The sequence below is a fragment of the Pseudomonas sp. MF08817 genome (genome assembly GCF_059862705.1).
In genome coordinates this window covers 55,504-70,332 of sequence record NZ_JCBCUY010000032.1, presented here as the reverse complement: position 1 = coordinate 70,332, position 14,829 = coordinate 55,504, and the positions used below count along the sequence as shown (strand labels likewise).

Genomic DNA, 14,829 nt, shown 5'->3' with positions numbered 1-14,829 from the left:
GTTTCGACTTCAAATGTCCTATCGAGGTCATAGGCGAGGTGATGCAAGCAGCCATGGCTATGCGGCATGATGCTCCGGCTTCAATTCAATAACCGTGTTGCACTCAGCTCCTGCAACCGCCCATGGTAAGATATAAATAACCAACATCTTACCACCACATGAAAACAACAATAACACTAATGGCCATTATCGCATTAACAAGTACAGCACAAGCAGCTTATAGGATAGCAATTCCGATGGAGCAATCCAGCGGCGGAGCACTTCCTAACGGCTCAATAAGCATCACCCCCAAAACTCCGAGTCTACCAGTCGAAAACTGGCAGCCAGCCGAACCTCTTTATAGCGAGTGGGTAAATGATGGTAACGTTTCTGGCTGCTCAAACTGGACACCTGATGCATCAACCATGTTGAAAGATGAAACTTTCAATCAAACGGCAAAAGATTGTATCCAATACCAAACCCGTACTAGACAAAACAGAGAGCAGGAAACAACAACCCTCGCATATAGAAATGTAGGGGAACCCGTCACCATAGGACAGAACGTTACTGCAAGTAGTAGCCGAACAGCTACTGGAACAGCCTCTTGCTCTTATAGCCGTTATGTTACTGGAACCCCGAACACATTCTGGATGGCCGGAACAAGCACCTCCACCAATGCATATATAGTGTATTTAAATGGAGTTGAAATAAAAGCGGCCTCCGACTACAACACCAAATCATTCACCATAAACGACACAAACGTAACGTACACAAGAGGAATAACTGTAAAAGATAGCACTACCAACGAATACGGTACCTACAGGTATTATGAGGTTTGCAAATAAACCAAAAGCCACAACAGCTCCATAATGGCCGCGTACGACCATTATATATATCCAAACCTACAGGTTTAGTTGTGTGGCACTAAGCTTTCAAATGGAAGTGCATATTTCGAGGCGAACCATGAGGTGCCATTATTGGATTGTTTGACGTGAAAGCAAACAACTCCATATGTATCTTCTACGCCAACACCCATGAATGGAGGCAACCACAGCAATTCTAACGTACCGTCGCCTTCCCAGCCATGCATCTTGAGTAACTTTTCAGCCTCATGGATAATAGCGTATCCATCTGGGAACTCGCTTAGTGTTTCCCTTGCATTTAAGAAAAACAAACGGTCATCGATAAAATGATAGGAGTATACAAAAAAATCTCGTACATCTTCAGGCGTCTCTCCGAGACTTGCCAACATATTTTCAAGACGCCAATTTCTATCCTTTACCATAAGTGCCTCTCATCCTTTTTATTTATAACTGCTTAGCTTCTTAGGGTAGCACAAATCATAAATAGCACGAGCCAAGGCATCATCGTATGCTACCCAGCATCCCGTTACTGCCACACCTTCGCTTGTCCAAACGCCACCATCCGACGAATCCGAATAAACCCACCAGATGGATTTACCCTCTACGATAGCAAACCAATTTGAATACCCTGAAGGAAGATGCTCACGCAATAGCCCCCTTTTTTCACTTTCGGCAGCATCCAGCCACGAACGAAACCGGCTGGTTTTCGTACCATTCTGCACAATGTGCAATCGGATACTTTCTCTGGCGTGCATACTGGACCTTTACTGTCCGACTTACCGCAATATACCAAGGGTAGCCCCCTCCGCAGAGGGGCCTTTATCAGTTGTTAATAGATATATTCAGACTAAGCCGTTTCTTGATTCCAAGCGGTAATCTCTGAAATTATCCCCCACTGACCACTTCTTGCTAGATAAGCAGGATGATAGGTTCGAAAAGTTAGGATCGGTAACAGGGGGTGTTTCAGCATGGAGGTTTTCTCCGGCTCATAGTTTTCAAGATTGAAAGGCTCGACCCCCGGAAACTGTGCGTAGAGATGCTCGTTGTAGTTGGGTCCAGTGAAGAAAATCACAGAGGTTGGAGCGAGTACCTGAATTTCAGCACGTAGCAAGGCCGAACCCGCCTCCCGTATCAGTGCAGCCTCTTCAGAACTCCCATTCTCATACACACTTCCATTGTCGAGCGACATCCTGAAAAGGTTAGTCCAGAGCACCGCTGTTTCAGCACCATCTACGTCCTCCCCCAAGGAGGATCGCACGCTGCGGTAGGCTCGCCAAAACGGACTGTTGTAATTCCCCGGTTGATGCCTAGCGAACTCAAAATCACGATAGCCAGCAGTAAGTGCGGCTACGCTATTCGGCGTGGCTTGGAAATCCGCGAAGGTCATGATCGGATCTTTAAGATCGGGGAAGTAGTCACCGGGATGAAAATCCCAACCAAGCGTTTCTTGCCCAACTACCAGCACCCGCTTAGTAGAATTCAGCCATTTTTCTGGCACGCTCAGGAGCAAGGGAGGTGACGTGCGTTCAGCAAGCCCTGAAGGGAGAGATGTGTTGTTCTTAAACTGCTCGTAAAGGCTGTTCAGTTCTGACTGAATGCTTTCCTTGGTTTGCATGCTGCGGTCCTTATGATTGCAAATTGAGTGACTACCAGAATCCCTCTAAGGGGTCATTCTGCGTCAGGCATAGCAAAAAAAATACTAACGCGGCCCCAAACGCATTCATTCCGTACTATCCGGTCCCCACCGGCACGGGTACAAGTCCCCGCACCATTGGAGACCCTGATCCCAAAATCAGGCACAGGAACGGCTCAGAGCCTCGCAGAAGCACCGAAAAATCAGCAGATAGTATAGAGGAGGTAGCCACAGCGGCCAAAGACGCTCAGAACGAGCAACGGAGGCTCAAACGACAGACGAAAAAAATGGCGATCTGCAGGTCAGGTTTTTGCTACAAAACCTTGCTACAAATCACCATTTTTTCAACCTCGTAAATCATTGATTTATAAGGTTTTTTTCAATATGGCGGAGAGATAGGGATTCGAACCCTAGGTACCGGTGAAGGTACAACGGATTTCGAATCCGTCCCATTCGGCCACTCTGGCATCTCTCCAACGGCGCGCATCATAACAGCACATTTGCCTTAAGCGAACCCCCAAGAGCAAAAAAAATCCGTGCTATCAGATGCTTGCGTCGATTAAAGCGGTACGCCCAGACGGTTGGCGACTTCTTCGTAGGCTTCGATCACGCCACCCAGACCCTGGCGGAAGCGGTCCTTGTCCATTTTCTTGCCGGTGTCTTTGTCCCACAGGCGGCAGCCATCCGGGCTGAATTCGTCGCCCAGGACGATAGAGCCGTCGTGGAACACGCCGAACTCCAGCTTGAAGTCCACCAGCAGCAGGCCAGCGTCGTCGAACAGTTTGCTCAGGACGTCATTGACCTTAAGGGACAACTCTTTCATGCGCGCCAGTTGCTCGGCGGTACCCCAACCGAACGCCACAACGTGGGATTCGTTGATGAACGGGTCGCCCTTGGCGTCGTCCTTGAGGAACAGCTCGAAGGTATAGGGATTGAGCTTGAGGCCCTCTTCCACGCCGAGGCGTTTGACCAGGCTGCCGGCGGCGTAGTTACGTACGACGCACTCGACCGGGATCATGTCGAGTTTCTTCACCAGGCATTCGTTGTCGCCCAGCAGTTTGTCGAATTGGGTCGGAACACCGGCCGCTTCGAGTTTCTGCATGATGAAGGCGTTGAACTTGTTGTTCACCATGCCTTTGCGGTCCAGCTGTTCGATGCGCTTGCCGTCGAACGCCGAGGTGTCGTTGCGAAACAGCAGGATCAAGCGGTTGGCGTCGTCGGTCTTGAAAACCGACTTGGCTTTGCCGCGGTAGAGTTCTTCACGTTTTTCCATGATGGGCTCCGCTTGCTAAGTAGATGGGCTAGGCGATATGTCGCCAGTCGAGCCCTGAATCTTGATCGGCCAGTTGCAGCCAGTCCGGGTCGCACCCGAGGGTATCGACGAAACATTGCCGGGCCAGCTGCGGCAGGTTGTTCTTGCTGCTCAGATGGGCCAGGACCAGGTGTTGCAGGCCTTTGTAACCCAACTCGGACACCAGGAGCGCTGCCTGGTGGTTGTTCAAATGTCCCAGTTCGCCGCCGACCCGCTGCTTGAGAAAGTACGGGTAGTGGCCACGGGCAAGCATGTCGCGGCAGTGGTTGGACTCGATCATCAAAGCATCCAGGCCACGGTAGCTATCCAGCACCCGGGCGCAATACGAGCCCAGGTCGGTCAGCAGGCCGAAGCGCCGCTGGCCATCGCTGAACACGTACTGCGTCGGCTCTTGCGCATCATGGGCCACAGCAATCACGTCAATGTCCAGCGCACCGATGCGCAGTTGTTCACCACCGGCCAGAAAACCTGCCGGCTCAATGGGTTTGCGCATCCCGCGCAGGGTGCCGCGACTGAGGTAGACCGCAAGATCGTAGCGCCGAGACAGCAAACCCACGCCATGCACGTGGTCGGCATGTTCGTGGGTCACGAGTATCGCGCTCAACTGCGCCGGGTTCACACCCAGGCGCAGCAGGCGTTTTTCGGTTTCCCGCAGGGAGAAACCACAATCGACCAAGACATACGTGTCATCACAGGCCACAAGCGTGCCGTTCCCTTGGCTACCGCTGCCGAGAACGGCAAAACGCATGATGATTAACCCAGGTTGTCCTGAATGACGCCCAACACTTTGCGCGCCACTTCGGCGGGAGCAACGGTGTTGATGTTTTTCTCGACGGTGACTTGCACGTTGTCGCCGACCTTGCTCAGGCGAACCTGATAGCGCTCGGCGCGGGCTTCGATTTCTTCCTTGGCCGGCTTGCTGCCAAACAACTTGCCGAAGAAGCCTGGCTCGTCGTTTTTCTTCTCGGCTTTTTCGGCGAGGTTGATGTAGTACAGGCCCAGGCTGCGGTTGATGTCTTCAACGCGCCATTCGCCCTGCTCGAGAGCACGGCCAACGCTCGACCAGGCACGGTCAAGGTCTTCACCCAGGTTGAGCACGACGTTGCCGCTGCCGTCCTCGGTGAGGCTGACACGGCTCGGCGTATCGAAATCGCGGGCAGCGAGCAGGGACACGGAACCGCCCTTCTCGGCGCTGCGGGTCATGCTGGCGAGCATTTCGTCCACCAGGGCCGCGTCCAGGCCAGCGTTGAGCGAACGGTTGGTGAACTCGACATTGGCCGTGCTGCCGGCAGGACGCTCGGCGCTGACCACATAGACTTCACTGGTATTGCGTTGCACGCCTGGCTCGATGCGCACCCGTACGCGGGTTTCGCTGTCGGCGGCGATGCCGGCACTGGCCAGGCGCTTGGCCATGGACGCCGACAATTCGTCAGCGCGCTGCCAGGTGGTGGTGAATTCACCAGTTTGCGGGCGCTGTTCATCCAGGCGAAAACCGTTGTCCTGGAAGAACTGCACCGCCACCGGCCAGACTTCGGCCGGGGCGTGCTGGGCCATGACCCAGCGCGACTCGCCGCTTTTCTGCAGGCTGTAGTCGCTGGCATCGGCCAGGGCCGACAGCGGTTGCGGGCGGGGCACTTCGTACTCGCCTTTGACGCTGTCGTCGGCCACGTTGCGCGGGATCGGCAACAGCGGGTCCAGACGCTTGGCGGTGGTGACGTCCGGCGGCAATTGCATCGGTGCAGTCTGTTGTGCTTCCAGGTAATCGCTACCACGGTCGCGGAAGTAACCTTCCGGGCCCCAGATCCATCCACAGCCGCTGGTGCTGGAGATAATCAAGGCAAGTGCGGAAAGTCCGGCCAATCGCTTCATGCGTAGTGCTTCCTCAATTAAACCAGGACGCCGGACTGGCGCATGGCCTGCCGCAGCGGTTCGTGACAGGCAGGGCTGAGCCAGGTGAGCGGCAGACGGATACCGTCCGGCATCAGGCCCATCTCATGCAAAGCCCACTTCACGGGGATAGGGTTGGATTCGATAAACAGGGTTTTATTGAGCGGCATCAGTTTTTCATGGATGGCCCGGGCCTTGTCGGCCTCGCCATTGAGGGCCGCGATGCACAGGTCGCTCATGTCACGCGGTGCGACGTTGGCGGTCACGGAGATGTTGCCCTTGCCACCGAGCAGGATCAGTTCGACGGCGGTTGCGTCGTCACCGGAAATCACCAGGAAATCCTTGTTCACGCCATCAAGGATGGCCTTGGCGCGTTGCAGGTCGCCGGTGGCTTCCTTGATGCCGATGATGTTCTTCACGGTGGACAGGCGGATTACGGTCTCGGCCTGCATGTCACACGCGGTACGGCCAGGCACGTTGTAGAGGATCTGCGGGATGTCCACCGCCTCGGCAATGGCGCGAAAATGCTGGTACAGGCCTTCTTGCGTCGGCTTGTTGTAGTACGGGGTGACCAGCAGGCAGGCATCGGCGCCGGCGGTCTTGGCGTTAGTGGTCAGCTCGATCGCTTCGCGCGTCGAGTTGGCGCCGGTACCGGCAATTACCGGGATGCGCCCGTCAACCTGCTTGACCACGCGACGGATCACTTCGATGTGCTCGTTCACGTCCAGGGTCGCTGACTCACCCGTGGTGCCGACGGCCACGATGGCGTGGGTGCCGTTTTGCAGGTGAAAGTCCACCAGTTTGCTCAGGCTGTCCCAGTCGAGACGACCCTGTGCATCCATGGGTGTGACCAGTGCCACCATACTGCCCGCAATCATGCAACCGCTCCTGCCGGAAAAAGAGAGCGGTAATGGTACTGGCGACAAGATGCTTGCACAAGCGAAGTACCATTCCCCTTAGCGATGGTTTTCGCTACCCTCTCAGGCTTTGATCGGTGCCGATTAGCCCGTGTGGTGGATTCCAGCCTTCGTTTTTGGCTCAAGCCCCCCTGTTCAAGCGCTGTTGCTGCCGGTTCCCAGACTCTTGGGACCGAGGGTGGCAGTGTTGCCAGGGAACTTGCCATGGGCCCAAGGCTGCGCAGTTGCCCTACACGGACCCGCCCTGGCACCGACCGCTCATCGCTTTAGGAATGCTGCATGTCCACCCCCACAGTTCGCGAACAATTCCTTGTTATCAGTGCCCTTGGCGCCAACCCCATGGAGCTGACTAACGTCCTGTGCCGCGCCAGCCATGAAAATCGCTGCGCGGTGGTCACCTCCCGGCTGACTCGCCACGGCGAGTGCAGTGCGCTGGTGCTGCAGATTTCCGGCAGCTGGGACGCCCTGGCGCGCCTGGAAGCCGGCCTGCCGTCACTGGCCAAGAAGCACGCCTTCACCGTCAATGTGGTGCGCAGCGCCGCACTGGAGAACCGTCCCGAGGCCTTGCCCTACGTGGCGTATGTCAGCGCGGCGTACCGCTCGGACATCGTCAACGAACTGTGCCAGTTCTTCATCGACCACCACGTCGAGCTGGAAAACCTCACCTGCGACACTTACCTGGCCCCGCAAACCGGCGGCACCATGCTAAACGCAACCTTCACCGTGACCCTGCCGCCCGGCGTGCAGATCAGTTGGTTGCGCGATCAGTTCCTGGATTTCGCCGACGCGCTGAACCTGGATGCCCTGATCGAACCCTGGCGCCCACAGAACCCCATGTAAGGAAGCATTCAATGGCCGTTGCCATCGATACACCCGTTGCCCACTTCGAGGCCCCGGCCACCGGCGGCCAGACCTTCAGCCTCGACGGGCTCAAGGGCAAGCAGGTGGTGCTCTACTTCTACCCCAAGGACAGCACGCCGGGTTGCACCACCGAGGGCCAGGGTTTTCGCGATCATTACCCGCAGTTCCAGGCCGCCAACACCGAGGTGTTCGGCGTTTCTCGCGACAGCTTGAAGTCCCATGAAAACTTCAAGGCCAAGCAGGCGTTCCCGTTCGAGCTCATCAGCGACAAGGACGAAGCCGTCTGCCAATTGTTCGACGTCATCAAGCTCAAGAAGCTCTATGGCAAGGAATACATGGGCGTTGACCGCAGCACATTCCTGATCGACAAGGACGGCGTGCTGCGCCAGCAATGGCGTGGCGTGAAGGTGCCCGGCCATGTGGAGGCGGTGCTGGCCGCCGCCCAGGCCCTCGACAAGGCCTGATTGCTCAAACCCTTCGCGGGCAGCGCCAAGCCTGCCCGCGACCCCACCCAAACGTCAGAGCAACGGAGCGACCACCGCCTCCTTGCGCGGCCAGGCATCGAGCACAGCCTTGAACAGGGTGGCCAGCGGGATGGCGAAGAAAATCCCCCAGAAGCCCCATAACCCGCCAAACAACAGCACCGCGCAGATGATTGCCACCGGGTGCAGGTTGACCGCCTCGGAGAACAGCAACGGCACCAGCACGTTGCCGTCGAGGGTCTGGATGATGCCGTACACCGCCATCAGGTAAATGAACTGATCGCTCCAGCCCCACTGGAACAGCGCGATCAAGGCCACCGGCACGGTGACCACCACCGCCCCGACATAGGGCACCACCACCGACACCCCTACCAGCAGGGCCAGCAGCGCGGCATAGTTCAAGCCCAGGGTGACAAAGGCGATGTAGGTCACGCCACCGCAGATGAAGATCTCGATCACCTTGCCACGAATGTAGTTGGCGATCTGGCGGTTCATGTCCTGCGCCACACGGGTAATCAGCGCACGCTCACGGGGCAGATAACCGCGCACCCAACGTCCGATCATCTGGCGGTCCTTGAGAAAAAAGAACACCAGGATCGGCACCAGCACCAGGTAGATCATGATGTTGACCAGCAACGGCAGGCTCGACAGCGAAAACGTCAGTGCCCATTGCCCGAACTTGCCGATCTCGCCCCGCGCGGCCTCGATGGCTTGCAGCACTTGTTCGTCGGAAACCAGGTGGGGATAACGCTCAGGCAACAGCAACAACAGCGATTGCCATTTGGCCAGCATCCCGGGTAATTCGTTGAACAAGGTGATGACCTGATGCCAGAGCAACGGCACCACGACCAGGATAAACACCAGTAACAACCCCATGAACAGGGCGAACACCAGGCCCACCGCCACGCCACCGGGCACCCGCAAGCGCTCCAGGCTGACGACCAGGCCTTGCATCAGGTAGGCCAGCACCATTCCCGCCAGTACCGGCGCCAGCATGCCGCCCAGGGTCAGGACGGCGGTAAAGGCCAAAAACAGCAGTACCGCCAGCACCACGGCTTCTTCATCGGAGAAGTAACGCTGAACCCAATCGCGTAGCACTTTGAACATCTAACTTCCTTAGGCAATCAATACCGGCTTCAGGCCTTGCGCAACCAATAGCGGTAGACGCCTGCCTCGTCTTCTTCATGCAGCAGCGTATGACCGGCCAATCGGGCAAAGGTGCGGAAGTCGCGCTGGGAACCGGCGTCGGTGGCGATCACCTTAAGCACCGCGCCACTGGCCAGGCGATTGAGTTCCAGCTTGGCCTTGAGCAGCGGTAGCGGGCAGTTCAGACCGCTGGCGTCCAGTTCGGCGTCGTGCGCCACAGCATCGCTCATCGAGCCACTCCTGACAGTTTTCAAGCCGCCTAGATTATCTGGTCTGATCGCAACTGTCCGGCTACAGTAAGGCCTTTGTCGATTAAGGCTTTGTGCATGACTTTTCTGCGCCCTACCCTACTGACGCTCGCTTGCCTGCTCGCCTCACCGGGCTTCGCCGACGACTTGCCGTCACTCGGCGACGCCAGTTCTGCCATTGTCTCGCCACAACAGGAACACCAATTGGGCCGCGCCTGGCTGGCCCTGCTGCGCAGCCAGGTGTCGCAACTCAACGACCCGCAACTCAAGGACTACGTCGAAACCAGCGTGTACAAACTGGTGGAGACCAGCCAGGTCAATGATCGGCGCCTGGAGTTCATCCTGATTAACAGCCCACAACTCAACGCCTTCGCGGCACCTGGCGGGATCATCGGTGTCAACGGCGGCCTGTTCCTCAACGCCCAGACCGAGGGTGAATACGCGTCCGTACTGGCTCACGAACTGGCCCACTTGTCCCAACGCCACTTCGCCCGTGGTGTCGAGGCCCAGCAACGCATGCAGGTACCGATGATGGCCGCCCTGCTGGCCGGCATCATCGTCGCCGCCGCGGGGGCCGGCGATGCCGGGATCGCGGCCATTGCCGGCACCCAGGCCGCAGCGATCCAGGAACAGCGCCGCTTCTCCCGGCAAAACGAGCAGGAAGCCGACCGCATCGGCATCCTCAACCTGGAAAAGGCCGGGTATGACCCACGCTCCATGCCCACCATGTTCGAGCGCCTGATGCGCCAGTACCGCTTCGATGCCAAGCCGCCAGAATTTCTACTCACTCACCCGGTGACCGAATCCCGTATCGCCGACACCCGCAACCGCGCCGAACAGGCCGGCCCCGGCGGCACCGAAGACAGCCTGCGCTATCAACTGGTGCGTGCCCGGGTGCAACTGATCTACGAAGAAACCCCCGGCCTAGGCGCCAAGCGCTTTCGCGCCCAACTCGAAGAGAACCCGAAAAACGACGTGGCGCGCTATGGCCTAGCCATCGCCCAGATCAAGGGTGGCCAGTTGAACGAAGCGCGGGAGAACCTCAAGCAATTGTTGGCCAAGGCCCCCAACGACATCACCTACAACCTGGCCCAGGTCGACCTGGACATCACCAACAATCGCCTGCCCGACGCCCAGTCGCGGGTCGAGCGGATGCTCACCCAATACCCGGGCAACTATCCGCTCAACGAAGTGCGCGTCGATCTGCTGCTCAAACAGAATCGCGCCGCCGATGCCGAGAAAGCCCTGGAAAGCCTACTCAAGACCCGCCCCGACGATCCGGATGTCTGGTATATGGTGGCCGAAACCCGCGGGCTTTCCGGCAACATCATCGGCCTGCACCAGGCCCGCGCCGAATATTTCGCCCTGGTGGGCGATTACCGCCAGGCCATCCAGCAACTGGACTTCGCCAAGCGCCGCGCCGGCAGCAACTTCCCGCTGTCGTCGCGCATCGATGCCCGGCAGCGGGAGTTGACGGACCAGGAGCAGATGGTCAAGGACATGATGCGCTGATCCTCGCCAGTAAATGGCAGACCCAAAAAAACCGCCTCCCTGGAGGCGGTTTTTTTGTTCCGACCGTTACTCAGCCAGTTTGAACGTGATGAAGCTGGCGCGCCCTTGGCGCAGCACCCGCATCGATACCGAACGGTTCTTCGGCAACGCCTTAGCGATATCCGTGAACTCCTTGGCCGAACCGATGGCCTGGTTGTTCAGGTGAGTAATCACATCGCCAGGTTGCAGGCCGATCAGGGCCGCAGGACCGTCCTGCACTTCCTTGATGACCACGCCGCCCTTGAGGTCAAAGGCTTTCTTCTGCTCGGCGGTCAACTCGACCACCGCTACGCCGAGGCGATTGCTGCTGCGCTCAACGCCGGATTTACCCAGGGCGCTCAGTTCCGCACCTTCCTCAGGGATAGCACCGACCGTCAGCTCGACATTGGTGCGCTTGCCCTCACGGATAACTTCCAGCGCGGCCTTGGAGCCGGCCTTGAGTGCGCCAACCAGGTGCGGAAGGTCTGCCGACATCACAATGGGCTGGCCATTCATGCTCAGGATTACGTCACCCACTTGCAGGCCGCCCTTGGCCGCCGGGCCGTCATCCTGGATCTGCGCCACCAGCGCACCGGCCGGCTTGTCCAGGCCGAACGACTCGGCCAAATCCTTGTTCACTTCCTGGATTACCACGCCCAACCAGCCACGGCTGACCTTCCCGCCCGCTTTCAACTGGTTCGACACATCCATCGCGACATCGATGGGGATCGCGAAGGACACACCCATGAAGCCGCCGGAACGGGTATAGATCTGCGAGTTGATGCCGACCACTTCACCGGCCAGGTTGAACAACGGGCCACCGGAGTTGCCCGGGTTGATCGGCACGTCGGTCTGGATGAACGGCACGTAGTTTTCGTTCGGCAGGCTACGGCCAATAGCGCTGACGATGCCTTGTGTGACCGTGTGGTCAAAGCCAAACGGCGAACCGATCGCCACGACCCATTGCCCAGCCTTCAGGTCCTGGGACTTACCCAGCTTCAGCACAGGCAGGTCCTTGCCTTCGATTTTCAGCAGGGCCACGTCGGAGCGTGAGTCGGTGCCTACCAACTTGGCCTTGAGCTCGCTGCGATCGGCCAGGCGAACCAGGATTTCGTCGGCGTCGGCAATCACATGGTTGTTGGTCAGGATGTAGCCATCGGGGGAGATGATAAAACCCGAGCCCAGGGATTGGGCCTCGCGCTGACGGCCACCGCCCGGCGAACGGGGCTGCTGGGGCATGCCGCGCTCGAAGAACTCACGCAGCATCGGCGGCAAGCCTTCCAGGTCCGGCATCTGCGCGGAAACCTTGCGGTCCGGCAGCTTCTGAGTGGTACTGATGTTCACCACCGCAGGCGATGCCTGCTCGACCAACTGCGTAAAGTCAGGCAAATCGGCCGCCAGCGCCGGGACAGCCTGCCCAAGCACCAGGACGGTGGCAAAAATGGATAAATAGGACTTCAAACGTGGTATCGACATACGGCTCCCGTTACGACGAACATGGTTAAGCAATATGGAGCAAAAGCCGGCACAGAGGCTACACCGGGGCTTTTGTTCCGGGAACAACAAAACAAGGCCAGAGCCGAGCGGCCCTGACCTATAGAAAAAAAATGTGGTTTTTGCAAATTGAAATACTCACCAAACATTTCGAGATCTCAAGGATGGCGTGGACATTGCTGGCCTTGCACAACCAATAAACCGCTTGATGAGCACCATACTGCGAATTCACGGCTTGGGGAGAGATGTATTGGAACGCATCGAGAGCGCAACCCGTTCAGCAGTACCCATCGGCACTTCGCCCACGACGGTCACTCTCACTTCCCCTTCAGGCGTCGCTAAACGCCGAGAGACCGCAACCGTAGGGCCCAACTGCACCCGCGTATCCATCACCTCAGCGCCATTCACCGGCTCAAGAAACACCGAGAAGCGCGCCAAGCCGTCGTCATACATCAAACTGCTGACGGTGGTCTTGGTCTCAGGATCAATACGCGCACTGCTATTGGCCAACTCGAAGCCTGCCGGCAGCCAGTCTGAACGCCAGGCTTGCTCCACGTTTGCGGCCGCAACCTGATCGGTGGAGAGCGCTACCGACTTGCACTCACGGCTAGCCTGCATCTGTGCGTCGGTGGGGATGTCGTCAGTGTCCAGCCCAGTGAACTGGAATCGTTCGAGCAACTGCCCCTTGTCATTCAGCAGAAGCGACTTAAGCGGCAAGCCGGTTTCCCGATCCAGATGCAGCTCAAAGCCATAACGATGCTGATCCTTGGGCGTCAGGGCGACAATCACTGCCGCGCGCCCAGCGACACGCGACTTGCCAATGACGGCAAGGTCGTACCATTTCTTAAGTTTTTGCGGATCCAAGGCCTCGGCAGACGCTTCAGGCGCCGCCCCTAACCCAGAGATAAAAGCACCGCTGACACACTGGGTACGGCCACCGACTCGCACCACTTCTTGCGCGGAGCCATCGAGCTGGAGCATACGCTCATGAACGGTGCCATCATGGACGCGGTGCCAGATTTCGTGGGTAGAAAAACTACCGTTACGCTCGTAAACGAAAGTCCCCTGGAAACTCTGCTGTCGCTGCGCCTGGCTCAGACGATTCAACCATTGCGCAGCTTCATCGGCATGGGCTGGCTCGATGAGCCAGCCGTTCAGCAAAAGCATCGTTGCCGCTAGAGGTAAAACGCGCATGCGCCTCCTTACTTAGCGACTTCCTGGCTGGCCGCACGAGCGTAAGGCAATGCACTTTCAGTCCCTTTAAGGGCCGCTTGCTGAGCATGCTGGCGCAAGAAACCTGGCACGCGCTGATCCTGCGGCTGAGCCTGCATCACGCCGTTGGTCATGGGGCCTGCGACCTCGGAGCTTTCCTTGTAGCCTGCCAACACTGCCGGACCTTTGACCTGCGGTGCGGCCAGAGTTGCCTGATGGGACTGCTGGGCCAATTCGACGCCAGCGATATCGTCCTGGTTGTACAGGCGCACGCCTGCCAACACAGCGACCGTCACGGACGCGGCAACCGCCAGACGACCCAGGCTGCGCCACGGGCCGCGAGTAACCTTGGCCGGCACGGCTTCATCAGCCAGGGCTGCGGAAACAGCCGCCGAGATGTCCATGCGAGGGAGCAACAACTCCTTGTGCATGGCTGCCCGTGCAACCTGATAACGAGCCCAGGTATCGCGGGTTTCAGTCTCGTCAAAGGCATTCAATACCCGACGTAATTCCAGTTCGTCCGCTTCGTTATCCATCACTGCGGACAGCGATTCCTGCAGGGCTTCACGACTCATGGCGGTTCCTCTCTTGGCTGTCGCCGCTGTCTTTAGTTTTCCTGCAACAACGGCTGCAGGGCTTTATCGATGGCTTCCCGAGCGCGGAAAATCCGGGAGCGCACGGTACCCACTGGGCATTGCATGACGCTTGCAATGTCCTCGTAACTCAGACCGTCGAATTCACGCAAAGTTAAAGCTGTGCGCAAATCTTCTGGTAATTGCTGGATAGTTCGATGGACTGTGCCTTCGATCTCATCACGCAACAGGGCCCGCTCCGGTGACTCAAGGTCTTTAAGACCATGGTCGCCATCATAGAACTCCGCATCTTCAGAACTGACATCACTATCCGGTGGCCTGCGACCGCGGGAAACCAGATAGTTTTTCGCCGTATTGATGGCGATGCGGTACAGCCATGTATAAAAGGCGCTGTCGCCGCGAAAATTACCAAGCGCACGGTAAGCCTTGATAAAGGCCTCTTGTGCAACGTCCTGGGCTTCATGGGTGTCGTGCACAAATCGCACGATCAACCCGAGAATTTTGTGCTGGTATTTCAGCACTAGCAGATCAAACGCTCGCTTGTCGCCACGCTGTACGCGCTCGACCAGCTGCTGATCCTCTTCCTGGGTTAGCATGAACACTCCTCGATGAACTCAGAGGAGGCTTGCATTACCAAATGACCGGACTTGCAAACATAGACTCGGGCTTTTC

The 14,829-nt window shown here is 57.7% G+C and carries 16 protein-coding genes and 1 tRNA gene; 4 read left to right on the top strand and 13 right to left on the bottom strand.

What is annotated here, in order from left to right; all coding sequences use genetic code 11:
- Nucleotides 1-179 precede the first annotated feature (179 nt).
- On the top strand, nucleotides 180-824 hold the full coding sequence (locus tag AC19YR_RS19305) for a hypothetical protein (protein WP_500599727.1): 645 nt from the start codon (nucleotides 180-182) through the stop codon (nucleotides 822-824).
- A gap of 65 nt (nucleotides 825-889) precedes the next feature.
- Here the strand turns inward: AC19YR_RS19305 and AC19YR_RS19300 are convergent, their stop codons facing one another.
- The 7 genes from AC19YR_RS19300 to dapA all read right to left on the bottom strand — a co-directional run bounded on the left by AC19YR_RS19300 (nucleotide 890) and on the right by dapA (nucleotide 6,552).
- Nucleotides 890-1,264, bottom strand: coding sequence for a hypothetical protein (locus AC19YR_RS19300; protein ID WP_500599725.1), 375 nt, complete (start codon nucleotides 1,262-1,264; stop codon nucleotides 890-892).
- 425 nt (nucleotides 1,265-1,689) lie between these two features.
- Nucleotides 1,690-2,457 (bottom strand): hypothetical protein, encoded by a 768-nt coding sequence (locus AC19YR_RS19295; protein WP_500599723.1) that lies wholly within the window; start codon nucleotides 2,455-2,457, stop codon nucleotides 1,690-1,692.
- Nucleotides 2,458-2,860: 403 nt separating this feature from the next.
- Nucleotides 2,861-2,950, bottom strand: a tRNA-Ser gene (locus AC19YR_RS19290).
- Between the two features lie 84 nt (nucleotides 2,951-3,034).
- Nucleotides 3,035-3,748: a phosphoribosylaminoimidazolesuccinocarboxamide synthase gene (gene purC / locus AC19YR_RS19285; RefSeq protein ID WP_095107200.1), complete on the bottom strand. Its 714-nt coding sequence runs from the start codon at nucleotides 3,746-3,748 to the stop codon at nucleotides 3,035-3,037.
- Nucleotides 3,749-3,776: 28 nt separating this feature from the next.
- The gene (locus tag AC19YR_RS19280) at nucleotides 3,777-4,535 is read right to left on the bottom strand and encodes an MBL fold metallo-hydrolase (RefSeq protein ID WP_095107198.1); all 759 of its coding nucleotides are present in this window, start codon (nucleotides 4,533-4,535) and stop codon (nucleotides 3,777-3,779) included.
- Nucleotides 4,536-4,540: 5 nt separating this feature from the next.
- The gene (gene bamC, locus AC19YR_RS19275) at nucleotides 4,541-5,656 is read right to left on the bottom strand and encodes an NlpB/DapX family lipoprotein (protein WP_095107196.1); all 1,116 of its coding nucleotides are present in this window, start codon (nucleotides 5,654-5,656) and stop codon (nucleotides 4,541-4,543) included.
- 17 nt (nucleotides 5,657-5,673) lie between these two features.
- A complete protein-coding gene (dapA, locus tag AC19YR_RS19270; protein ID WP_095107194.1) occupies nucleotides 5,674-6,552 on the bottom strand; it encodes a 4-hydroxy-tetrahydrodipicolinate synthase in 879 nt (292 codons plus the stop codon).
- Nucleotides 6,553-6,870: 318 nt separating this feature from the next.
- On the opposite strand from dapA, the gene AC19YR_RS19265 reads away from it, so the two are divergent.
- Together AC19YR_RS19265 and AC19YR_RS19260 are read left to right on the top strand one after the other, a co-directional pair.
- Nucleotides 6,871-7,431 carry a glycine cleavage system transcriptional repressor gene (locus tag AC19YR_RS19265; protein WP_095107192.1) on the top strand — a complete coding sequence of 187 codons (561 nt, stop codon included), beginning with the start codon at nucleotides 6,871-6,873 and terminating at the stop codon, nucleotides 7,429-7,431.
- Nucleotides 7,432-7,442: 11 nt separating this feature from the next.
- Nucleotides 7,443-7,916: a peroxiredoxin gene (locus tag AC19YR_RS19260; RefSeq protein ID WP_095107190.1), complete on the top strand. Its 474-nt coding sequence runs from the start codon at nucleotides 7,443-7,445 to the stop codon at nucleotides 7,914-7,916.
- A gap of 54 nt (nucleotides 7,917-7,970) precedes the next feature.
- Here AC19YR_RS19260 and AC19YR_RS19255 read toward each other — a convergent pair whose 3' ends face one another.
- Nucleotides 7,971-9,041 carry an AI-2E family transporter gene (locus AC19YR_RS19255; RefSeq protein ID WP_500599719.1) on the bottom strand — a complete coding sequence of 357 codons (1,071 nt, stop codon included), beginning with the start codon at nucleotides 9,039-9,041 and terminating at the stop codon, nucleotides 7,971-7,973.
- Nucleotides 9,042-9,070: 29 nt separating this feature from the next.
- Nucleotides 9,071-9,310: a sulfurtransferase TusA family protein gene (locus AC19YR_RS19250; RefSeq protein ID WP_095107186.1), complete on the bottom strand. Its 240-nt coding sequence runs from the start codon at nucleotides 9,308-9,310 to the stop codon at nucleotides 9,071-9,073.
- A gap of 96 nt (nucleotides 9,311-9,406) precedes the next feature.
- Between AC19YR_RS19250 and AC19YR_RS19245 the strand changes: the two genes are divergently transcribed.
- Nucleotides 9,407-10,840 carry a M48 family metalloprotease gene (locus AC19YR_RS19245; protein ID WP_500599717.1) on the top strand — a complete coding sequence of 478 codons (1,434 nt, stop codon included), beginning with the start codon at nucleotides 9,407-9,409 and terminating at the stop codon, nucleotides 10,838-10,840.
- A 66-nt stretch (nucleotides 10,841-10,906) separates the two neighbouring features.
- Here AC19YR_RS19245 and AC19YR_RS19240 read toward each other — a convergent pair whose 3' ends face one another.
- The 4 genes from AC19YR_RS19240 to rpoE all read right to left on the bottom strand — a co-directional run bounded on the left by AC19YR_RS19240 (nucleotide 10,907) and on the right by rpoE (nucleotide 14,753).
- Entirely contained in the window at nucleotides 10,907-12,334 is a 1,428-nt protein-coding gene (locus tag AC19YR_RS19240; RefSeq protein WP_500599716.1) for a DegQ family serine endoprotease, read from the bottom strand.
- Between the two features lie 246 nt (nucleotides 12,335-12,580).
- Nucleotides 12,581-13,546, bottom strand: coding sequence for a MucB/RseB C-terminal domain-containing protein (locus tag AC19YR_RS19235; RefSeq protein ID WP_500599715.1), 966 nt, complete (start codon nucleotides 13,544-13,546; stop codon nucleotides 12,581-12,583).
- 8 nt (nucleotides 13,547-13,554) lie between these two features.
- Nucleotides 13,555-14,139 carry a sigma-E factor negative regulatory protein gene (locus AC19YR_RS19230; RefSeq protein ID WP_095107178.1) on the bottom strand — a complete coding sequence of 195 codons (585 nt, stop codon included), beginning with the start codon at nucleotides 14,137-14,139 and terminating at the stop codon, nucleotides 13,555-13,557.
- Nucleotides 14,140-14,171: 32 nt separating this feature from the next.
- Nucleotides 14,172-14,753, bottom strand: coding sequence for an RNA polymerase sigma factor RpoE/AlgU (rpoE, locus tag AC19YR_RS19225; RefSeq protein ID WP_003172477.1), 582 nt, complete (start codon nucleotides 14,751-14,753; stop codon nucleotides 14,172-14,174).
- Nucleotides 14,754-14,829 lie beyond the last annotated feature (76 nt).